Origin of the sequence: Flavobacterium foetidum, from assembly GCF_004634245.1 — a bacterium.
Lineage (GTDB): Bacteria > Bacteroidota > Bacteroidia > Flavobacteriales > Flavobacteriaceae > Flavobacterium > Flavobacterium foetidum.
The window spans coordinates 54521-75129 of the sequence record NZ_SJTF01000017.1 but is presented as its reverse complement, the minus strand read 5'-3'; the positions used below and the strand labels follow the sequence as shown (position 1 = coordinate 75129).

The window sequence follows — 20609 nt, the reverse complement described above, 5'->3', positions numbered from 1 at the left end:
AAAATAAAACAATATGAATAATATCTGGAAAAAAGTAAGAGTGGTAACCTTACCCAAGTTTGGCAAACCCGGAACCAAAGAAAAAGACGAACTTTATTACTCACTAGATGGTAAAACCGTTTTATTTAACAGCTATCCGGTAAAAGGTGCAGATTTTGAAACTTTTGTACATTGTATGGGTTTTGCAAAAGATAAAAACAAATGCTACAGGGCAAATTCTGCCTATAAAGGCTCTGCCCCAGAAACCTTTGAAGTACTGAACTACCATTTTGCAAAAGATAAAAACCACATTTATTCGATAGGCGGAATAGTAAAAAATGTAGATTACGACACCTTTGAAGTACTGGATTCCGGATTTCAAATCAGCAGTGACGGATTGAGAGATTCTAAACTTTCGTTCAGTAGTGATAAATCGGGTATTTGGTGGATGGAGTATTATTCGTACAAACCCGTTTTAATAAAAGGCACACATAAAAATACCTTTCAGCGTATAGACGAATGTTTTTCCAAAGATGATAAATATGTATATTTTGGAGGTACACGCTTACCAAAAGCAAATCCTGCTACATGGAAAAGACTACATGAAAGTTCCTATTATTCCAAGGACGAAAACCGATTTTATTTCACAAATAACTTAATAAAAGAAGCCGATATTGATATCTTTGAATTACTTCCTGTATCCTGTATTACTGGAATGTTGCGTTTTGCCAAAGATAAAAATTGGGGTTATATGTTAGGCAGAGTAATGTCTCATGAAGAATTAGAAGAGAACTTAAACTGCGGTAAAGTAGATTTATAACTCGTGCCTCAAACAAAAAAACACAATCAAACAATCAAACACAAACCTACCCTATTTTACTGTTTTTTTAACTTTCATTGGTACAATTACTCTGTAAGAGAAAATATTTTTGATAAATAAAACTAATTTTTATCCAATGAATAAAATCTTAAACAATATTGTGCTTCTTATAATAATTACAATTATAGGAGGGTATTATTTTAAAGCGAAAATTTTGCCTTTTTTCAGAAACACCAGAAAAATAGCAAAAGGACTCTTCAATAAAATTCATTTAAATAAAAACGCAAACTTAACGCCTGCTCAATACAGAAAAATAGCTTTGGGAGCCGTTTATAGCGAACAGCAGATTGCCTATATAAATTCATTAGAAACTGGTCTGGGAAAAAGTACACTGCAGGAACTTTTGGCAAACTGGTGGGGCATTACAAATCCGCAAGAGGCTTTAGAAGCGCTTACCAATTTAAAAGACAGAGGTCACAGGTTTTTTCTTCCTGTTGTCTATGAGGCATTCACTGCCAATGAAAATCAGCAAACAGCAATTATACTAAACAAATTCAGCAATGAAGATGATTTGGACAGAGCCTTTTCGCAACTGCAGAATCTTAAAGACACACTACAAGAGCTTAAAACCAACAATGTACTTTTGCAAGACAGCGACATCTTAAAATATGGCTCTGCTGGCTGGGATTGCGGACGTTTGGTCTTTTTAAGCCGAATCTGTTTTGATGCCGGATATATCTCCGAAGAAATGGCCTGGACATTTATCGACGCTGCAGATGTTTTGGCTAAAAGCACTTTTACCAATTGGAATGATTATGCCAAAAGCTATCTTCTTGGAAGAGCCATGTGGGGCGGAGCTCAATCGTACAATTTGGGTATAATATCAATTGCAAAATACCTTCAGGAAGAGCCTAACAGCCCTTGGAAACAGCTTGCTTGGTAATTATCATGAAACTTGATAATTCAGATTTGCAACTCATTCACTTCAAAAAAGCAGTACAAATTCTCAAGCACAAATGCTACCCTATTTTACTGCTTTTTTAACTTTCATTGGCACAATTATTCTGTAAGAGGAAATATTTTTGATAAATACATTCAAAATTTTTATCAAAATGAATTTTTCAAACTGCAGACAATCTGCAAATAATCAACTCGTTTACAATTCATTACTAATTAACAGTAGCGAATTTCACTTTTTTTCAGAGAAGGAGTTACTAATTTTTTATAACTACTAACATGAGAACCGTTTATGCTCCTCTCGATGTTAGAATTACTTCCTCAAATGATAAAATTAAAGGTGCTCTGATACGGACAATCTACCCCAATTATTTTTTGCTTTCTATAAAAACAGCCGGAATGGCACTACTCACAGCGTTTTATATAAGACAGTTGTTATATCCAAATCCAACAATACCTGATTTGAAAATGGATTGGTCGAAACCAATTCAGGGAATCTTTCTCCCTCTTTTTGTTTTATCAATTTGTCTCTACTTTCTAGGAAGAGAAGTGTTTTTTATTACACGAAAAATCCGGCTCTATTATTATGCAATGGAAATTCATTCCGTTTTTTACAAAAAAAACTATCCGTATGACCAAATAAAAGCCATCGCCAAGACTTTCGAAGAAGAGAGAATACGTTCTCCGCAAAATTCTGCTTCCTTCTTCTATGTAAAGAAATATTATTACGAGATTTTTTTAAGCAATGGCAAAAAAATAAGATTCGCTAAAAGAGATTTTTTCAACCTCGAAAAATGGATGGAAAACCTCAAACAAAACAAGGTAAAAGAAACAGCAAATTAAAACAGCTTAGAATATACTCATTAAATTTTAATAAAAATGAATTATAAACAACTTAAAATTTGATTTATTGCATTGCAGTTACTACTATTAGTGCTCTGCTTTTTTTTCAGGTCATTTATCGGATTTTATGGTTTGATAAATGGTCTTATTTTGGCCGGACTGGCACTCAAATTATATGACGGAAAAATAAGTCCCGCTTTTATTTTTGGCCTATTTATGACAGGAGCCATTCTTAGCTTATTACTTTGTGCGTTAATTTTTGGCTTCAATTTCGACCGTTTCCAGTAACATAATGATGTGGGTTTGCAATTCGTGTACTAAATAGTATGAAACCATAAAAAATCATCAAAACAAAAGCTTAGTAAAATCGTGAAGCTTTATTATGAGGATGAACAAATCTTTGTGGGCAGGGATTGCGAATTTGAGTTATTGCCACTGAGTAAAGCTAAGCGCAATCATATTTAGCACATTATGAAAATAGACAACATTATTTTAGCAGATTGCAAAATAATTTCTATAACGATAGAAGAAAGAGAAATAGTCATCAAATCTGAAAAAGGTTATGATATTATCGAAAAGAGATACATTCCTGATATAACAATTCACATTAAGGATTGGGAAGTGTTTCAGATAAAAATGTACATTTCTGACAAACCATTTGGTAAATTCAGTGAAATCATATTGGAGAAAAATCTTGAAACTTTTGATTTAATACAGGAAATAGAGGCTGTATCTGATAGCTTAATTTTAAAAGGTTACAGTAAAGAAGCTGGCTATTGGATTCATTATTGCTTTACTAATGCAACAACTTATGTATATGCCGGATAGAAACCCGATAAAACAGATTTTTCAATCCATACACGTAAAGCATCTCGGCAAAGTAAGAGAGAAGAAAAATAAAAACTAGGAGAATAAATAAGGATTTACTAATTGGAGCTGGCAAAGATTAAAATCTCAGCTAATGATAAATCATGGAAAATCAAACAGACGAACAAAAAAAAGCGATTGAAAGAGCAGAAAAACTACAAGATATACAATCCAAATTTGGACACCAATTATAGGGATAGCATTAATCATAGGAGGATTTTATTTCTTTAATGAATTTTCGGCATTTGAACGAGGAGAAACAATTGGTGGTGTAGGCAAAAAGCTGGCATTCTTGTACAACATTGGTGGAAATTGGCTGGCATGTTTATTTTGGATTGCAGGGATTATCTTAACATATATTGGCGTAAAGAATTTCATTAAAAAAGACAAATAATGTGGCTGATAGCTCGGATTTGCAATCAAGTTGACGATATCTTCAACGAAGTAAGGTTTAGAATACTTATGATTGCAAATCTGTGCTATCAAGGTTGAAAATCCGTAGATAAGGCTTCGGGATTGTAAACCGAGCTTTGCGAGTTCACAAAGTAATCGCGAAGAGCAATGGGTAGCGCCATTATAAAACGAAAAATATATACAATGAAAAAAATAATTTTTACTATTCCTGTACTTTTAATTGGAATTACCTTATTTGGCCAGACTTTGACGATAAAAAAAGCATCTTTAGACAAAAAGGTACTTAGCCGAGATGGCGATGAAGTTTTAGTAAGAGGGATTATCGATATTGAATTTGAAGTTAAAAACAACACAAAAGATACTATTTATTTATTTACGAGACTTGTTGAACCATTTCTAGAAGAAAAACCATTCCAAACAATTCAAACACAAAATTCAATTGAAAAATTTGATAAAGAATGTGGAGGAAGATTTGTTTACGAAATAGTTTCTAGTTCTAACTATTTTAAAAAACTTAATATCGAAGAAGACATAGTAAGAATTCCACCAAATAAAATAGAAAATATGAGTTTACAGCGTTATGTTAACGAAGGATTATGCCCTTTGAAAGGAAAAAAAATTGGACTACAGTTAGTTTATAATTTAGTGATGTCTACATTTAGTAATTCAGCAAGTTTACAAGAAATAAAAAATACAGAAGAGGCATTAAAAATTCTTGAAAATCAACAGAAAATCATAGTAAATGACAGTATTCTTAATAAAAGAAAAACGTTAACTGCAGAACTAAAAGAAAGTATCGATTATCTCAAAAATGATATTGAATATTTGAACCAACGAATTGTTGAATTTTACTATTTATCAAAGCATTCTTTCACGAGAAAAAAACTCGTTAGCAATATCGTATTTATAAATGAATAAAAATTACGACCAACGAGGACTGCCAAAAGCGGAGACCTACTGGAAGCTTAACGCTTCGTGTAGAGACTTATCACTACTGCTCTACATTTGTAATGTGGCCCGTATCGCGGGATTTGTAAACCCGATAGTACAGATTTGCAATCTGTGCCCGTAAAGTATCTCAACAAAGTGGAAGAGAAGAAAAATAAAAACTAGGCGAATAAATAAGGATTTACTAATTGGAACGGTCATCATTGCAAATTTGCGTTATCGGGTATCTATTATTTACAAAAACATTAAAAACAAAAAAAAGTAAAAATGAATTTAGAAAAAATTGAAAATGTACTATCTGAAAACCTTGGAGAAGGATATAGAATAGTTCGAGAAAATGGAGATTTATCGCCAATGATTGAATGGGTTGATTGGATTCAACAATCAGATGATAATGATGATGATATTATAGTTGAAGTTTCTTTTGAAGACGATACAAAAGAAACTTTTAGCAAAGGAATATCCCTAAAACAGATATGGCACGAAGATGTATAATTTAATAATGGGGCAATAATTATCAGACCGCCTCTTTCCCTATCGCACGAAAACTACGACTGGACAAATGATTACGCAGATGAAATTACGGTAAGAAATATACCTGACATTATGTTCGAGAAAATTGAAGGCCAAAAAGTTGAGGAACCTGAAAATTTTATAGAGGGAATGCCACCTGAACTTTATGAAATGCAAGACGAGTTGTATGAAAAATATGATATCGAATAAAAAGCGAACGGCTAATAAGGTTTCTAAAACCTTGTAAGTCTTTAATGAATGATTAAACAAAAAAACCAACTAGTTGAAGTGTTCGCTTGAGTCCACGTAAATCTAAAACAAAGCCAAAGACTTAGTCTGGTAATAGTAGCAATAAGAAAATGATAAGACAAAAACTCTACACGTCTGATGAATAGAAAGATTAAAAAACATAATAAATAAATGAAAAATATTAACATTATAATTATAATCTTGACACTGTACAGCTGCAACGGACAAAAAACAGAAACTTATTGGAAAGCCGAACAAGTGGCTAGAATTGATAACAAACCTATATGGGGAATAACAGAATCCTATATGGAGATGATTTCCAAAATGCAGATTCATCTTTCAGTAAGTAACGATTCACTTATTTTTTCGTATCCGTACAAGAAAAAACTAAAAATATCTGAATTTAAATCATTTACCAATTGCCGAATAAAAGAAACCGGACAGCTTCTTGACAGTGTATATGAAATAAAAAACGAAGGTAATAAGCTTCTTATCAAATTTTACTATGCTGAACGTGACGAAGAAAACCGTTTCGTATTGAACCTTACCAATATCAGTAAAGATAAATATCTCGAGGAAAACCAAAAGTTACAAGCAGAAAGAAACAAACTTAAGGCAATGATAAAGCCAACTGATTTATCAGGATTAAATTTATCTATTTCAAGACCTTCTTATTTTAATACCGGTATTGACTTAAACATGTTAAATCCAATAGCATTAGCTGAAAGTCTGTGCGACATTAAAGGCTCTTTTGCAAATAGTTCTAAAGATACTTTTGAAATCGATGGCAGAAGTTTTGACTATAATTATTATGAGATAGAAAATCCACAACAAAGTTTAGCCCACATTCAAACCATTAACTTCAGTAAGCTTGTATTTGTTACCAATCCTACAAGCAATTCGAATTATGCCGTAGTTGTTTCAGAAGACGATGTAGAAAAAAGAACAATTGAATCTTTGTTCAACACAATCAATTCCAATCAAAAAGATGCTATAATCGATAATATAGGACTGCCTTTTCGTTCTAATGAAGGTATACATGGTATTGCATCATCATTTGGAATTCGCTGGAAGAATAAAAATCAAATCATAAAATTACTCATCAAAACAGCCCAAGCGATTTACGATAGATTTTCAGATGATGATTATGTTCTTTCAGAAAAACCTTCTGAAAATGAAGTGGCAAATGTCTTTAAACATTATTTGAACGATGTAGCAAAAACCACAATAAAAATCATCATCATTACACCAGAATTTGACAGCCTGATGAACTCAAAAACAGCTAACCGGCCAAAAACCTGAAATTTTAGATAAGTTTTAATACAACAATAAACGATGACTGCATATTTTATAAAAATTGGTTCCTCATACCAATATCCAGCCCTAATTTAATTCTTATTGCCGCTGCATCAAAGCATTAAAAAAATAAAACCGATTGATACCGAAATCGGTCTTTTCATACAATTCTTAATTTTTAAAAAACAACAAAATATGACAGATTTACTTCAAGGAAAAGGACAAAAAGCTCTTTTCATTTACAAAATTCTTCCTTTTGTATTATTAAGTTTAGGCATGTTTTTTATTAGTGAACAAGAAGCCAGGTTTGTATTAATCGGATTCTTTATAATTGCTTGCATTGCATTCGTACTTATTTACCCTGTTAAAGCTTATATAAACGGAAACAAACTTTTTTATCAAAAAACTTTTGGCAAAGAAAAATCTATAGAATTATCTTCTATAAAATATTTAATTCCAGAGTACAGAAAAAACTGGGGATGGAGCTACACAATTGCTGTTAAATACGAAAGCAATCAGAAACTTAAAAGAATTGATATTCTAGGTTTATCTGAAAAAAATCGCGGGTTTATGACTAATTTAAAAAACCTTCCCCCTTTTTACATTTTAGAAGAATTACAAAAAGCAATACGACAACAATCAATATGAAACACACAATCTGTTTGTCTAAAACCATTATAAAACTCGGTTATTTCTATAGGAGCATTTAGTTATACCGGCAGAGTGATTTGTATTGAATCAACAATTTAAATTGTGAAAACAACATGAAATACACAGATGGATACATTTCGTCCAAACTTTCAGAAATAGGAAAAACAGGTTTAACAGCTGCGCCTATTGAGGGTGTTTGGATGGCTTTGCCATATCAGGATATCAATATCAACCAACAACAATGTGCATTGATTATAAAAGATGTGGTTTTTATAGTTGTAGTTGACCGCAAAAGTGGCGAGGTTAAGATTGTAGATGATGAAATGAATATCTCTTTGGTAAATTCAACATTAGAGCAATTTTGCCAATGTACAATACGGTGGGCTAAATTAAGTGATGCAGCAGAAGACATCAGCGATAAAGAACGTAAAATGATTGCTTCAGAGCTTAAAAAAGATTTAAGAATATTGGATAAAAATGCCTTCGCCCAAGAAAACCAATTGTGGCCAGTAGCTGTAGAAGAATTTGGTTATGGCATATAATTTTTGGCAATATGAATTTAATACAAGTTACCCGTTGGGTGTAATTAAAAATAAAAGCATTTTAACACATAGAAGCATAGTTTTTTGTGCCGAAAAAAGAAAATGGAAGAAACAAGTTTCCACACATAGCTAAACTATGTGCATTTAGACTAGTGAAACGCCTTTTTTAAGTTTAGTTAAACTATGTTTCTATGTGTTGAAAATAATTTCACCCAACGAGTTACAAGTTTTAAACAAGTAGTGTTTACCGCAACAGAAAGATTATTTAAATAATCATTTATCATGAGACAGTTAAAGGTTACCTCTATAAAAGATAATGTAATGCAATTTGTAGATACAGATGAAAATGAATTTGAAATAGATATCGCCCAAATGATTATACCGCCTCATACCAATGTACAGATAGGCGATAAATTATGCTATTGCGAACACCATTATTATAATGTATTTGGTCCTGAAAATACAGCCATGAAAGGCTTTGTAAGATTAACACATTTAAGAAAAAAGAATAATAGATTATGAAAGAAAAGAATCAGATAGTGCCAGTTTGCAACCCGATAGTGCAGATTTGAAATCTATGCCCGTAAAGTATCTCGGCAAAGTGAAAGAGAAGAAAAATAAAAACTAGGAGAATAAAATAAGATTTAATAATTGGAGCGGACACGGATTACACAATTTGTACGGTTCGATGTTACAGCATGAACGGAAACAGTAGGAACAGAATTATCGCTACGATACTGAAATTCGATTGCCCGTTATACAACCCTCAAGTTTCAAATAAATTCAACAACCATTAAATACATAAAAAACTTAAAATAAAAAAAACATGAGAACGCAACCAACTGATACCTTAACAGAGGACAAATTTTGGCAAATAATAGAAACTTCTTTAAAAACAAATAATAACCTTTACCCAACTCTCGATGAACAACAGGAAGTACTGGTTTCTGAACTTAAAAATCTAAGCATAAAAGAAATTGTTGCCTATGAATGTATTTTCGGCGATTTAGAAAACAAAGCCTACAGACAAGATTTATGGGCGGTGGCCTATATTGTTATGGGCGGATGCAGTGATGATGGTTTTATGGATTTTAGAAACTGGCTCATTACAAGAGGCAGAGATGTATTTTACAAAGCACTTGAAAATGTAGACAGTTTATGCTTGGAATTCAATAAAATACAAGAAGAAGATATTCCGTCTTGGGAAGAAGCTTCGTATTTGCCAATACATGTAATTGAAGAAGAATTTAAAAAAGATTTTGACGAAGAAGCCACTAAATGCAATTTTGAATACAGCAGCCACAAGTGGGACTTGCGCCAGAAAGGGGAAAAGAGCGTTAGCGAAAAAAAATTGACAGAATCAGAGAAATAATGAAAGATAAAAATATACCGAAAATAGTCGTTTCTGAAAATGTTATGAAAGTACTTGATTTTTCAGATTTTTCGAACTTTAAAAAATCTACAGAAACTATCACAGGAAAAACAGCAGACTTGCTTCAAATAACTAGTCTTATAATTTCGGGTTCAACAATCAACAGTTTTGATTTTTTGAGACATTTTCCATCATTGAAAAAGTTAGGTTTTTTAGCCTGTAAAAGTGATTATTGGACAGATTTAAAAGGAAATGAAAATATTACCAGCCTGCGTTTGCATAATTTAAAGCAAGATAAGAAATATCTTCAAAGTATTGATTTTATAAGAACATTTTCAAATGTAGAATACTTGTATCTAAATCTGCTTGGCATTGATAATTTTTCTGAACTTCAAAGTTTAAAACATTTACATACAATCTTTGCAGTATGTCGCAATGAAAATGACATTCGAAAACAATTTGATTTTTCAGCATTGGAATTTTTACCATGTCTGAAAGTCTTTGATACCTGGATGGCTGTTGATAAACACAGAATTTTAGCAGAAAATTTAATTCCTCTTTTAAAAAACACCTCTTTATCAAGCCTAACCGTAACTCAAATGTTTCCTGTTGAAGACAAAAAGTTACAAAAATTGATAGGAAAACAAAAACCCAGCCTTTTGCAAACAACACTTTCAAACGATGAATTAGGCGATATAAATAGACAAAATATTGCATGGTAAAAGATGCTTGCACCAGCAGGAGTTTACATTTTAAAACGCGACATAAAATATATAGATGATGCAGAGAGCTGTAAAGTTTTAGCTGTTGAGGACGGAAAATTTTAATAATGGAAAAAGAAATCAAATTACTGCATGACATTGAAACAATTTTGATAGAACTACATAATAGCAATCGTTCGGAATTATTCAAAAAAGGGCATGAAAAAATAGAGGAATTTAAAAACCTCGGAGGAAACAAAGAAATTGCATATAATACAGTGTACAAACTACATTTGAAATATATGAATACAGATGAATCTAAAATGGATTTAGTAGACGATTGGTTGGATTGTATTGCTGGATGCTATAGCGGAAACAATATACAGTGGTAACCCCGCTACCGCACAAAACGAAATTCGGCGAAGCCCATCCTTTTACATGGCGGTACACAGGTCAAAGTTTAGCTTTCTTATAAAAGAAAAAAAAATGAGTAAAGATTATAATTCTGAGAGATTAAACAAAACATACCACACGAAAGGAGTTCAGGAAACAATTAATTTATTTGAAAACATATTTAGAAAATGACATTTTTAGAAAACTATAACAACATTATTCAAGATGTTGAATTGTATTTGAATACAAATAAACTTCGACAGGATTTGTTTGATATGCTAAAAAAAGAAAACGTTGAATTTAAAGAAAGTAAAGCAACAGAATTATATTCTTATTCCCTTAAAGAAGGGAGTGAAAAAAAATTCCTATTTAGTATAGATGATGACTTAAATATTTTATCGATAAAAATAGAGCAAAGGTATTTCGGAATATCATTTATTCCATTGATTGTTGACGTTGCTATTGGAACCTTAAAAACCAATGAAAATGGCATTTATGAAATCGAAAAATGCAAATGCGAATTCATGTATGATATAAATAAAGAACTAGTTGATGCTGATTTTTACCATGATGAAATGTGCTTTAAGTAATATATAAATCTTTTACAGCAATAGAAAAAATAAGTGTAGTAAAAAAAGCATTACCCCGCTCCCGCACAAATCCTTTCGTGTGGCAATACACAGGTTAAAGTTTAGTTTTCTTATAAAAGTTAAAAAAATGAGTAGAAATACTAAACTCAGATTTCCAAATACCTAAACATACAATGCTGATGAAAAAATATTGGATTATAATTTTGCTATTGCTCGTAACAAATTCCTACGCACAGCAAATTCCCATAGACAGTTTAGAAACATTTTACAAACGGCTAAACCACAGAAAAATGTTACCAGGCGATAAAAAAATCCTTGCAGAATTACAACCATACATAACCGATTCGCTTGTTATACACAAAACATTTGTAGATAAAAGCGGAAAGAATAACTTGGAAATTAAAGTTGTTAATCCATGCAAACGTTCCGAAAACGCAGAAGAAAAAAGAGTCGACGGATGGTTAAATTATATTTCTGTACGCTTAAGCAATAAAAGCTTTGGCGACACACTGTTATACTACAATCCGTATGTAGCCATGTCGCTGATAGATTTAGCTGAAAGTACTATTGTTGTAAAAGCATATTCAGGAAAACAGGCCGTATTTATACCATTTGCCAATTGTGGCAATGCCGATGATGACAGGAATATTACCTACATCCTACTGTACAACAGAAAAAAATATGTTTATCATATTCGTTTACACGGAGAAAATTTTGAGAATTATACAATTAAAGATAATTTGACTGAGAAGTTTAAAGACCTCCCCGCTAATTTGAAAAAAGGATTTATACAACTTGTGCAATCACAGTACAAAAATGTTATTAAAAAATGAATTTAAAATTACCTCCATCAATAGCATGGATTTGCATTAAACGTAATTTTTAAAGTAAGATGAAATGAAAAAAATCATATTCATAATTAGTTTATTCACAACATTCACATTTAGTCAAACTAAACCCGATAAAGTTGTATTCCCTATTTCTACAGAATATAAAATGATATTGAAAAAATCTAGCGCTGAAACGAGTTTGTGCCAAAACCCAATAATTCTGTTTCGAAACAAAGAACATGCAATAAGCGGATTTGATTTAAATAATTACACCAGTGCTTCTATAAAAATAGCACCCAATAAACTATTTGTTGTCATGGATTACATCACAAAAGGATACATTCAAAAAGAGGCAGACAGTGTACATTATGAAAATTATCATTGCGTTATTGTAGACATAAAAAAATATAAAGTAGTACACCAAATGCAATCAGATTGTGGCGGTAAATGGAACAAACAAAACCAATGGGTAAATAATAATATTTTGCTTTTTGATGGGAATAGGAAACGATAATAAGTATACTAAGAATGACAATTAAACCTGAAAATCTTTAAGAGGGTTGGTTTTCCAGCTTCGTTCTATATTGTGTATGGCGGAATGGTTGCTTCTGCGAAAAGCATGACAAGTTTTATTTTTCTATATTTAGTATCAGATATTGCAGTTGCTATTGTAATGGCAGTATTCTTTTCATGTTTTATCTCAAATTGACAAAAAAGCCCATAGAAAAAGAACCTTAAAACCCGTAAATAATGTTTGACATTGTATCCGTAATCTCGAAACATACAGCTTTTTTAGAAGACAATCTTAAGGCACTTAACCCAAATCAAAAAAAGAGTATTGGTTGTGCTTTTGCCAAGTTCTATTTCTTATTGCCCAATGTATCAGAATGTTTAGAAGAGCATTTAAAAATTAAAATTACCGAAGAGCAGTTTATCAATGATTTTAAAAATAACAATCTTCAGTATTTCCGAAATCTATTAAAGAACTATGATGCCGAAACAGATCCATACTCAGAAGATTTTGTTGAATTGGAGCCAATGGAAATCAACATTTTAAGCGGTCTTGAAAACTGTGCGTTCTGTTTGGAAGAACCACAAATTAATATGTCAAATTTTTTGCTAGTAATAGATATATTGGATTATTATGAGGATTTCTCAGATAATCCGGAATACTGGAATAAACTGCTTGAGGAAGAAATTCAATTTCAAAAAGAAATAGCTGAAAGACTTTCAAATGGAGAAAATCTGGATGAAAATATTTATTATGAACGATATAAAAATGTGCCATTTGATGAAATTTAAAAAAAAGATTATGATTAAAAACCTATTTTTTACAACCATTATTTTAGCATTTATTGGATTTTCAAGCTGCAACAAATCCAAAGAGAAAACCGAATCTGTACAGGTCTCAGAAATCCCAACGGTCGAAGAAGTCTTTGAAGGAGATATAACTTCCGCAGAAATAAAGAAAAAACCAGAAGACTTTATTCCGAAAGGCTATGTTCCTTTTGATACCATTACAGGCGATTTTAATAAAGATGGTCGCGAAGATTATATCCTCATCATCAAAGGTACAGACAAAAGCAAAATAATCCAGCACGAATATCGAGGCGAGTTAGACCGAAACCGCAGAGGAATCATAGCTTTAATCAACAAAAATAATGGTTATGAATTGGCCGTTAAAAATTATGACTGCTTTTCGTCTGAAAATGAAGAAGGAGGCGTTTATTATGCCCCAGAACTTGACTTTGAAATAAAAAATGGCAAATTATATGTAAATTATGCTCATGGAAGATACGGTTATTGGAATTACACTTTTAGATATCAAAACAATGATTTTGAATTAATTGGTTATGATTCGAGCAGTAATCGTGGCCCAATTGTCTTGACAGAAACCAGCATCAATTTCCTGACCCGAAAAAAGATTGTCAATCAGAACGTCAATGAAAACACTTATGACGATGATGAAATTTTCGAAAAAACGGAAACTAAAATTGCCCGAACAAAACTTCTCAAATTATCAGAAATTAAAGATTTTGATGAATTGGATGTTTCGGGAGAATGAATAAAAAAACCTATTCTGTGTTGCTGCAGAAAAGGCTAAGTTTCTTTAACCGTAATAATCTTCACTGGACAAGCTTTCGCTGCCAATTCACAACTTTCAACAATAGTATGATTGGGAGATTTGAGCGTAAAAAAGCCTTTTGAATTCACAGAATGAATCAAAACCGATTTTCCGTCTTTCTTTGACATTTGAAAATGAACCGGATCCATTTCGACGCAATAATTACAGCCGATGCATTTGTCTCTTTGTAAAGTTACAATAACCATTATGCCTCAACGATTTTATAGAGTTTATCAGACATTCTGATTCTGAATGGCAGTTTAAAACTGCAGTCATCTCCTTTTGTTGCTTTTTCTCCCGCAATATCGTTTACAAACATTTCATCAATAATCATTTCATGAGCGCCTGTGCTTGGTCCGGTAACTAAAATTTTATCACCTATTTTAATATCATAGGCTTCAATCTTAAACTGTCCTACCGCAGCTTTAGGGAAATAGTGCGTTCCCCTACCCACATAAACCTTTTTTTGCGTTGCTGCAGATCCTGGAATATCACTCCATTCTCCTAATTCCTGACCTAGATAATAACCCGACCAAAATCCACGATTGTAAACCGTTTCTAAAGCTTTCATCCAATCTGCGACTTTTTCTTTGGAGAAAGTGCCATCATAATACGCATCGATAGCTTCACGATAGGTTTTGGTTACCGTTGCTACATATTCAGGCGCACGGCCTCTACCTTCGATTTTTAAAACCTTGATTCCTGAATCGATAACCTGATCTAAGAAATCCAAAGTACACAAATCTTTTGGCGACATCATGTATTCGTTATCCAATTCAATTTCGAAACCAGTTTCCTGATCGATAACGGTATATTTTTTTCGGCAGTTTTGTTTGCAAGCGCCACGATTTGCAGAGGAATTATGAGAATGCAAGCTCAAATAACATTTCCCTGAAACTGCCATACACAAGGCACCATGACCAAAAATTTCGATTTCGACTAAATTTCCGTTTGGCCCTTTAATCTGTTCTTTTTCGATTTGGTCTGTGATATTCTTTACTTGACGCAAACTCAATTCTCGGCTTAAAACCATAGTATCGGCAAACAAACTGTAGAATTTAATGGTTTCAATGTTCGTCACATTCAATTGTGTAGAAATATGAACTTCCATCCCAATAGATCTTGCCATGGCAATTACGGCTTGGTCTGATGCAATTACAGCTGTAATATTGGCTTCTTTGGCTTTCGCCAATAATGTTTTTACAACTGATAAATCGTGATCGTAAATAATGGTGTTTAATGTAAGATAGCTTCGAACGTTTTTGGCTTCGCATCGAATGGCGATTTCATTTAAATCATCAATCGTAAAATTCACCGTTGAGCGTGCACGCATATTGAGCTGTTCAACTCCAAAGTATACGGAATCACAGCCATTATCTAAAGCAGCCTGAAGAGACTCAAAGTCTCCCGCTGGAGACATAAGTTCAATCGTATTGTTAATTGTCATTTTTGATTTTATTATTCCAATGAAATGATTTTTTAATCAGTCATCTAACAATTAACAAAAATAATGTGGGTGCAGATTAGATTCCTATGATTTATATCATAGTTTATATTTTAAAAATTATTCGCAGCAGTATTAATTATCGTTGTCGATATGCGTTGTGTTCCTGCGGTTGAAACCGCAAACTATGTTTTTCCTTGACTATGTTTTTCAAATATAGCCCGTGGTTTCAACCACGGGAACGCACAGTGGACAATGCATTGCGCCCATGCGGTCAAACCGCAGGCTATGTTTTCTTTGGGTATGTTTTTCATATATAGCCCGTGGTTTCAACCACAGGAAACGTAGCATTGTGGATATCCTTTACGTCCATGCGGTTGAAACCGCAGGCTATGTTTTCTTTGGGTATGTTTTTCAAATATAGCCGGTGGTTTCAACCACGGGGGAACGCAACGTTGAGGACAATACATTGCGTCCATGCGGTTGAAATCGCAGGCTATGTTTTTCCTTGCTTATGTTTAATCTAATATAGCCGTGGTTTCAACCACGGGAACGTAGCGTTCTGGATATGCATTACGTCCATGCGGCTCAAACCGCAGGCTATGTTTTCCTTGCGTTGGTTTCTCAAATATAGCCCGTGGTTTCAACCACGGGGAACGCATCTTTAAGCCAAGCAATCATTTATCCCCCAGCCCATGTAATTTTACAAACTCATCAAATTCATCTTGACTGTTTTTATTAAGATGATTATGTTTTTGATTCTTAATGTAATTGTAAACAACATCTAACTGAGATTCGCTGACAGAAAATGCTGCAAATCCAGTTTGCCAAGCAAATTTTTCAAGGATAAATTCTCCTCCATTCATAAAATGAGAAGAACTTCCTTTTACTTGCCTTACAATGTCTGAAATTGATTTTTGCGGGTTTTGTAAAAATAAAACATGCACATGGTCGGGCATTCCATTGATGATTCTTACTGGGCATCCAAGTTCCGTTAGCTCTTGCCAAATGAAATCGTAGAGATTTTTCTCAATTGAAAAATCAATTAATTCCTGTCGATTTTTGGTTGCCCAAACGGCATGAATCCATAATTTCGTAAACGATTGTGACATAAATAAATTAGCATAAAAATTTCGCTAATTTACAATTTTATACAATTTATCTGACAAACGAATACGAAATGGAACCTCAAAAGTAACCTTATCACCAATTTTAGCAGTTTGAGTTTCTTCACCATTAACGATGATTCTATTCAAAACCAATTCCTGATCTCCTGTAGTTGGACCAGAAATTAAAATTTTATCACCACTGTTTAGTTCTTGATTTTCGATAGTAAATTGTCCAACCTGTGCTTTTACATAGTAATGTTCTGCTTTTCCGAGAAGGACTTTCTTTACTTTTATTTTCTGACGAATATCGGCTGGTTTTTGTGCTGTCGCCAAAGCAGTCTCTGGCAATTCACCTGAATGTTTGAATTTTAAGTTTTCAGATTTTCCTTTTCTGAATACTTTATTTCCAACTTGTTTACCAGTTCTTAAACGAACCTGATCCACCAAAGGCATATGAATAATTTCTAGACATTCTGTAGAACAGCAGTTTTCCATCGCTGCTTTACATTCATCACACTGAATGAACAATAAATGACAGCCATCATTTTCGCAGTTGGTGTGATTATCGCAAGGTTTTCCGCATTGGTGGCATTGTGAAATAATATCGTCTGTAATTCTTTCGCCCAGACGATTATCAAATACAAAGTTTTTACCAATGAATTTGCTTTCTAGACCTTCTTCTTTCAATTGTTTAGCGTAATTAATGATTCCGCCTTCCAACTGATAAACGTTTTTGAAACCTTGGTGCTTAAAATAAGCACTCGCTTTTTCACAACGAATACCTCCCGTACAATACATTACAAGGTTTTTATCCTCTTTGTAATCTTTAAGCTGTTCGTTAATAATAGGCAGACTTTCTCTGAAAGTTTCCACATCTGGAGTAATCGCACCTTTAAAATGTCCGACTTCGCTTTCATAGTGATTTCTAAAATCTACTACAATCGTATTTGGGTCATCAAGGATTTCATTGAATTCTTTGGCTTTTAAGTGAACGCCAATATTAGTAACATCAAAAGTATCATCGTTTAAACCGTCGGCAACAATTTTATGACGCACTTTGATGGTCAATTTTAAGAAGGAATGATCATCTTGTTCTACGGCAACATTCAATCGTATGCCTTTCATGAAATCATAGGCTTCTAGGGTTTCTCTAAAAGCTTCAAAATTTTCGGAAGGAACACTCATTTGAGCATTTATTCCTTCATGGGCAACATAAATTCTTCCTAATGCATCTAGCGCATTCCAGGCAATGAATAAGTCGTTACGAAATTTTTGTGGATCTTGAATTTTGGCATACGCATAGAAAGACAACGTTAGTCGTTGTTTACCGGCATCATCGATCATGATGGCTCTTTCTTCTGCGCTTAAAGTGTTGTACAGTTGCATGCTATAAACAGTTTTAAGTGAGAAATTATTTTTTTTGAAGGTGCAAAGGTAAGGAAAAAGGTGCAAAGTTACAAAGGGCTAAGATGCTAAGCTTTTATGCATAAAAAAAGCACCCAACGGTGCTTTTATAAATCTTTGTCACTTTGAACCTTTGCCCCTAATCTTAGAACCTCAGCATCTCAGAACCTTAGCAACTTAAAAAATTAGCAAAACTCGTTGAACGCATCTTGCAAATTCTCAGCAATCATTTCAGCTGGACGACCTTCGATGTGGTGACGCTCTAACATGTGAACTAATTCTCCGTTTTTGAACAAAGCCATAGATGGCGATGATGGAGGAAAAGGAAACATATGTTGTCTTGCAGCATCAACTGCTTCTTTGTCAACACCAGCGAAAACGGTTACTAGGTGATCTGGTTTTTTAGCCCCTTGCAAACTCATTTTTGCTCCCGGACGTGCATTTCTTGCGGCACAACCGCATACCGAGTTTACAACAACTAAAGTGGTACCTTCAGCTTTGATAGCATTTTCAACAGCTTCAGCACTATGTAAATCTTGAAAACCTGCAGAAGTTAATTCAGCTTCCATTGGTTTTACCATGTCTAGTGGATACATATTCTTATGTTTTTAAATTTTACTTTTGAAATGCAAAGTTACAAAGTTTACTCGCAACTACTTAATTTGAAGCATAAAGTTTTGTTATAGTTGAATTGGTATTTATTTGGGAACACTATTTAACGCAGATTAGACCGATTTAAGCAGATAATTACAGATTTTAAACTTTTCCCGATTGCAAATCATCAAAAAATAACTGCGTGACACAAAATCGTTTTACAAAAAAATCCTTCGGAACAAAGCCTTTATAAATGGCCCTTTCGGACATTTTAAAATTACCCTCAAGTCTTCGATAAGAGTAGTTTCTTCATCTAAAAATTTAAAAATCAACTGTGGATTCCCTTTTTTAAACAAAGAAGAAAAAATAGCACTTCCCAATTCATTACTGCGATACAAAATATCCAAAAGCAGCAAATCGTAAAACCAGAAACGGCTTTTCTTGTAAAACAATTTCATATTAAGAGAAGTAGAATCATTTTGTTGCAGGAACTCAATTAACTCTGTCGATTTTTTATCGGAATTTTTAAAAGTATAGCCTGTGCTCGCTTTTGTCCAACCTCCAGCGGTGCCTATATTTAAAACCCTTTGGGTATTTCTTTTCCAAAATGGAAAACAAGTCATTGGAATGCTTCCCTCCTCTTTTTCAACAATTTGGCATTCAACAGCTCCAAGTTTTTTTAGATAAACCTTAATCTCATTTTCATATTCTTCTTTTGGGAGAAGATTCTCCGAGAACAAAGTATATTCAACCAAAGCTTCAGTTTTTGAAGTTGGAAGAACATACATAAATCTTGTATTGCCTCTTTGTTCTACCGAAAAGTCCATAAAGGTGACTTCGTCTGACTTGAATACTGTTGCTTCTGTTTTTACAAACCATCCGACAAAATGCTGTTTTAAAACAGGATATTGGGTCTGATTTTCAGCAAAAGCTTTATTGTAAATGCTGTTGAAAAGATAATTGCAGGTAAAACGGTTTTCTTCTGTACCAACAAAAACGTGTGTCTCAAGTTCGTTAATATCAGTAACTTTTTCGTTTTTAAAAGTAATGTTTGGATGCTTGGAAATAGCAGTAAAAACAAAATTGTAGAAATCTAATCCACGGATTTGATTGTATTGATAAGGCGTCAATGCCAAATCGCGCTTAAATTCCTGATTGGCAAACAAAGCAACATCCCATTTCTTTGAAATAACCAGATTCCAGATACTCTCTTCCTTTTCCCAAAAACACCAAGTTCTGTCGTTGCTTTTTTTTGAATCCTGATCCAGAAGCAAAATCGATTTATCGGAGAATTTTCCAGACAAAATCATCTTATAAACGGTCATCAAAGCCGAAAGACCTGTTCCTGTAAAAATGTAATCGAAATGTTGGATTTGTGCGGATTTCATTCTCAAAAATAAGAATTTTATTCTTTTAGTTTTTCCAAAACTATTTTAAAATCCTTTGGAGATAAATAATTCGAATACTGAAAAATAATTTCATACTTTTCATTCAAAACACACAAAACGGGATATACAATTTGACTATTCTGGGTTCCGAGCTCTAAAGCCAATTGATGAACGCCTACATTATTCCCCGAAGGCAGATGCTTAAATACCTGATTCTGAAATTGAATATCTCGTTTTTCTTCGGCATTCAAATCAATAAAATAGAAATCGGAGTTTAATTTTTGGATGATTTCCTGATTTTTAAAGGTTGTGGCTTTCATCCGCTGACAGAACTGACACCAATCGGTATGGATAAAAACAATGATTTTTCGTTTTTGAGTTTGCTGTAAACCGTCTACTTCCTCAAAAGAATAGCTCTTCAGCTGACCAAAACCTGTTGCTGAAATTCCGATGAAGAAGATTAATACAAATAGCTTTTTCATTGTTTTTTGTTTTTTCTGCCACAGATTTCACAGATTAAATGAATTTTTCTTTTGCCACAAATTTCACAAATTAACACTAATTTTTAGCGAACGGTTAT

25 protein-coding genes are annotated in these 20609 nt (G+C 33.1%); 18 read left to right on the top strand and 7 right to left on the bottom strand.

What is annotated here, in order from left to right; translation table 11 throughout:
- The first annotated feature begins 13 nt into the window (after positions 1 to 13).
- The 18 genes from E0W73_RS19005 to E0W73_RS18920 all read left to right on the top strand — a co-directional run bounded on the left by E0W73_RS19005 (position 14) and on the right by E0W73_RS18920 (position 14030).
- Positions 14 to 799 carry a DKNYY domain-containing protein gene (locus tag E0W73_RS19005; RefSeq protein WP_135223621.1) on the top strand — a complete coding sequence of 262 codons (786 nt, stop codon included), beginning with the start codon at positions 14 to 16 and terminating at the stop codon, positions 797 to 799.
- Between the two features lie 136 nt (positions 800 to 935).
- The gene (locus E0W73_RS19000; RefSeq protein WP_135223620.1) at positions 936 to 1742 is read left to right on the top strand and encodes a DUF1266 domain-containing protein; all 807 of its coding nucleotides are present in this window, start codon (positions 936 to 938) and stop codon (positions 1740 to 1742) included.
- A 293-nt stretch (positions 1743 to 2035) separates the two neighbouring features.
- Entirely contained in the window at positions 2036 to 2599 is a 564-nt protein-coding gene (locus E0W73_RS18995; protein ID WP_135223619.1) for a hypothetical protein, read from the top strand.
- Between the two features lie 471 nt (positions 2600 to 3070).
- A complete protein-coding gene (locus E0W73_RS18990) occupies positions 3071 to 3427 on the top strand; it encodes a hypothetical protein (RefSeq protein ID WP_135223618.1) in 357 nt (118 codons plus the stop codon).
- Positions 3428 to 4063: 636 nt separating this feature from the next.
- The gene (locus tag E0W73_RS18985) at positions 4064 to 4798 is read left to right on the top strand and encodes a hypothetical protein (protein WP_135223617.1); all 735 of its coding nucleotides are present in this window, start codon (positions 4064 to 4066) and stop codon (positions 4796 to 4798) included.
- A 297-nt stretch (positions 4799 to 5095) separates the two neighbouring features.
- Positions 5096 to 5323, top strand: coding sequence for a hypothetical protein (locus E0W73_RS18980; RefSeq protein ID WP_135223616.1), 228 nt, complete (start codon positions 5096 to 5098; stop codon positions 5321 to 5323).
- Between the two features lie 438 nt (positions 5324 to 5761).
- A complete protein-coding gene (locus E0W73_RS18975; protein ID WP_135223615.1) occupies positions 5762 to 6892 on the top strand; it encodes a hypothetical protein in 1131 nt (376 codons plus the stop codon).
- A 189-nt stretch (positions 6893 to 7081) separates the two neighbouring features.
- Entirely contained in the window at positions 7082 to 7534 is a 453-nt protein-coding gene (locus tag E0W73_RS18970) for a hypothetical protein (RefSeq protein WP_135223614.1), read from the top strand.
- Between the two features lie 116 nt (positions 7535 to 7650).
- Positions 7651 to 8079, top strand: a complete 429-nt coding sequence (locus tag E0W73_RS18965) for an SUKH-4 family immunity protein (RefSeq protein ID WP_135223613.1) — start codon at positions 7651 to 7653, stop codon at positions 8077 to 8079.
- Positions 8080 to 8361: 282 nt separating this feature from the next.
- Complete coding sequence (locus E0W73_RS18960; RefSeq protein WP_135223612.1) at positions 8362 to 8601, top strand: hypothetical protein; 240 nt, start codon at positions 8362 to 8364, stop codon at positions 8599 to 8601.
- Between the two features lie 304 nt (positions 8602 to 8905).
- Entirely contained in the window at positions 8906 to 9451 is a 546-nt protein-coding gene (locus E0W73_RS18955; RefSeq protein WP_135223611.1) for a DUF4240 domain-containing protein, read from the top strand.
- Positions 9451 to 10173, top strand: a complete 723-nt coding sequence (locus E0W73_RS18950) for a hypothetical protein (protein WP_135223610.1) — start codon at positions 9451 to 9453, stop codon at positions 10171 to 10173. Before E0W73_RS18955 ends, E0W73_RS18950 begins: the two co-directional genes overlap by 1 nt.
- Positions 10174 to 10280: 107 nt before the next feature.
- Complete coding sequence (locus E0W73_RS18945; protein WP_135223609.1) at positions 10281 to 10544, top strand: hypothetical protein; 264 nt, start codon at positions 10281 to 10283, stop codon at positions 10542 to 10544.
- A gap of 189 nt (positions 10545 to 10733) precedes the next feature.
- Positions 10734 to 11135 (top strand): hypothetical protein, encoded by a 402-nt coding sequence (locus E0W73_RS18940; protein WP_135223608.1) that lies wholly within the window; start codon positions 10734 to 10736, stop codon positions 11133 to 11135.
- 290 nt (positions 11136 to 11425) lie between these two features.
- Complete coding sequence (locus E0W73_RS18935) at positions 11426 to 11968, top strand: hypothetical protein (protein WP_135223607.1); 543 nt, start codon at positions 11426 to 11428, stop codon at positions 11966 to 11968.
- A gap of 64 nt (positions 11969 to 12032) precedes the next feature.
- On the top strand, positions 12033 to 12479 hold the full coding sequence (locus E0W73_RS18930) for a hypothetical protein (protein WP_135223606.1): 447 nt from the start codon (positions 12033 to 12035) through the stop codon (positions 12477 to 12479).
- A 236-nt stretch (positions 12480 to 12715) separates the two neighbouring features.
- Positions 12716 to 13267, top strand: a complete 552-nt coding sequence (locus E0W73_RS18925) for a hypothetical protein (protein WP_135223605.1) — start codon at positions 12716 to 12718, stop codon at positions 13265 to 13267.
- A gap of 10 nt (positions 13268 to 13277) precedes the next feature.
- A complete protein-coding gene (locus tag E0W73_RS18920; RefSeq protein WP_244248514.1) occupies positions 13278 to 14030 on the top strand; it encodes a hypothetical protein in 753 nt (250 codons plus the stop codon).
- A 35-nt stretch (positions 14031 to 14065) separates the two neighbouring features.
- Here the strand turns inward: E0W73_RS18920 and E0W73_RS18915 are convergent, their stop codons facing one another.
- The 7 genes from E0W73_RS18915 to E0W73_RS18885 all read right to left on the bottom strand — a co-directional run bounded on the left by E0W73_RS18915 (position 14066) and on the right by E0W73_RS18885 (position 20511).
- Entirely contained in the window at positions 14066 to 14296 is a 231-nt protein-coding gene (locus E0W73_RS18915; protein WP_135223604.1) for a ferredoxin, read from the bottom strand.
- On the bottom strand, positions 14296 to 15537 hold the full coding sequence (locus E0W73_RS18910; protein WP_135223603.1) for a peptidase U32 family protein: 1242 nt from the start codon (positions 15535 to 15537) through the stop codon (positions 14296 to 14298). The genes E0W73_RS18915 and E0W73_RS18910 overlap by 1 nt, the downstream gene beginning before the upstream one ends.
- 674 nt (positions 15538 to 16211) lie before the next feature.
- A complete protein-coding gene (gene tnpA / locus E0W73_RS18905) occupies positions 16212 to 16646 on the bottom strand; it encodes an IS200/IS605 family transposase (RefSeq protein ID WP_135223602.1) in 435 nt (144 codons plus the stop codon).
- A 24-nt stretch (positions 16647 to 16670) separates the two neighbouring features.
- Positions 16671 to 18029 carry an oxygen-dependent tRNA uridine(34) hydroxylase TrhO gene (trhO, locus tag E0W73_RS18900; RefSeq protein ID WP_135223601.1) on the bottom strand — a complete coding sequence of 453 codons (1359 nt, stop codon included), beginning with the start codon at positions 18027 to 18029 and terminating at the stop codon, positions 16671 to 16673.
- Between the two features lie 203 nt (positions 18030 to 18232).
- Positions 18233 to 18643: a BrxA/BrxB family bacilliredoxin gene (locus tag E0W73_RS18895; protein WP_135223600.1), complete on the bottom strand. Its 411-nt coding sequence runs from the start codon at positions 18641 to 18643 to the stop codon at positions 18233 to 18235.
- A 216-nt stretch (positions 18644 to 18859) separates the two neighbouring features.
- Positions 18860 to 20029 (bottom strand): lycopene cyclase family protein, encoded by a 1170-nt coding sequence (locus E0W73_RS18890; RefSeq protein WP_135223599.1) that lies wholly within the window; start codon positions 20027 to 20029, stop codon positions 18860 to 18862.
- Positions 20030 to 20046: 17 nt separating this feature from the next.
- A complete protein-coding gene (locus tag E0W73_RS18885) occupies positions 20047 to 20511 on the bottom strand; it encodes a thioredoxin family protein (protein ID WP_135223598.1) in 465 nt (154 codons plus the stop codon).
- Positions 20512 to 20609 lie beyond the last annotated feature (98 nt).

Coding starts and splice junctions, on each gene's coding strand:
- E0W73_RS19005 (WP_135223621.1), top strand. CDS start 14: ATGAATAATATCTGGAAAAAAGTAAGAGTGGTAACCTTACCCAAGTTT.
- E0W73_RS19000 (WP_135223620.1), top strand. CDS start 936: ATGAATAAAATCTTAAACAATATTGTGCTTCTTATAATAATTACAATT.
- E0W73_RS18995 (WP_135223619.1), top strand. CDS start 2,036: ATGAGAACCGTTTATGCTCCTCTCGATGTTAGAATTACTTCCTCAAAT.
- E0W73_RS18990 (WP_135223618.1), top strand. CDS start 3,071: ATGAAAATAGACAACATTATTTTAGCAGATTGCAAAATAATTTCTATA.
- E0W73_RS18985 (WP_135223617.1), top strand. CDS start 4,064: ATGAAAAAAATAATTTTTACTATTCCTGTACTTTTAATTGGAATTACC.
- E0W73_RS18980 (WP_135223616.1), top strand. CDS start 5,096: ATGAATTTAGAAAAAATTGAAAATGTACTATCTGAAAACCTTGGAGAA.
- E0W73_RS18975 (WP_135223615.1), top strand. CDS start 5,762: ATGAAAAATATTAACATTATAATTATAATCTTGACACTGTACAGCTGC.
- E0W73_RS18970 (WP_135223614.1), top strand. CDS start 7,082: ATGACAGATTTACTTCAAGGAAAAGGACAAAAAGCTCTTTTCATTTAC.
- E0W73_RS18965 (WP_135223613.1), top strand. CDS start 7,651: ATGAAATACACAGATGGATACATTTCGTCCAAACTTTCAGAAATAGGA.
- E0W73_RS18960 (WP_135223612.1), top strand. CDS start 8,362: ATGAGACAGTTAAAGGTTACCTCTATAAAAGATAATGTAATGCAATTT.
- E0W73_RS18955 (WP_135223611.1), top strand. CDS start 8,906: ATGAGAACGCAACCAACTGATACCTTAACAGAGGACAAATTTTGGCAA.
- E0W73_RS18950 (WP_135223610.1), top strand. CDS start 9,451: ATGAAAGATAAAAATATACCGAAAATAGTCGTTTCTGAAAATGTTATG.
- E0W73_RS18945 (WP_135223609.1), top strand. CDS start 10,281: ATGGAAAAAGAAATCAAATTACTGCATGACATTGAAACAATTTTGATA.
- E0W73_RS18940 (WP_135223608.1), top strand. CDS start 10,734: ATGACATTTTTAGAAAACTATAACAACATTATTCAAGATGTTGAATTG.
- E0W73_RS18935 (WP_135223607.1), top strand. CDS start 11,426: ATGTTACCAGGCGATAAAAAAATCCTTGCAGAATTACAACCATACATA.
- E0W73_RS18930 (WP_135223606.1), top strand. CDS start 12,033: ATGAAAAAAATCATATTCATAATTAGTTTATTCACAACATTCACATTT.
- E0W73_RS18925 (WP_135223605.1), top strand. CDS start 12,716: ATGTTTGACATTGTATCCGTAATCTCGAAACATACAGCTTTTTTAGAA.
- E0W73_RS18920 (WP_244248514.1), top strand. CDS start 13,278: ATGATTAAAAACCTATTTTTTACAACCATTATTTTAGCATTTATTGGA.
- E0W73_RS18915 (WP_135223604.1), bottom strand. CDS start 14,296: ATGGTTATTGTAACTTTACAAAGAGACAAATGCATCGGCTGTAATTAT.
- E0W73_RS18910 (WP_135223603.1), bottom strand. CDS start 15,537: ATGACAATTAACAATACGATTGAACTTATGTCTCCAGCGGGAGACTTT.
- tnpA (WP_135223602.1), bottom strand. CDS start 16,646: ATGTCACAATCGTTTACGAAATTATGGATTCATGCCGTTTGGGCAACC.
- trhO (WP_135223601.1), bottom strand. CDS start 18,029: ATGCAACTGTACAACACTTTAAGCGCAGAAGAAAGAGCCATCATGATC.
- E0W73_RS18895 (WP_135223600.1), bottom strand. CDS start 18,643: ATGTATCCACTAGACATGGTAAAACCAATGGAAGCTGAATTAACTTCT.
- E0W73_RS18890 (WP_135223599.1), bottom strand. CDS start 20,029: ATGAAATCCGCACAAATCCAACATTTCGATTACATTTTTACAGGAACA.
- E0W73_RS18885 (WP_135223598.1), bottom strand. CDS start 20,511: ATGAAAAAGCTATTTGTATTAATCTTCTTCATCGGAATTTCAGCAACA.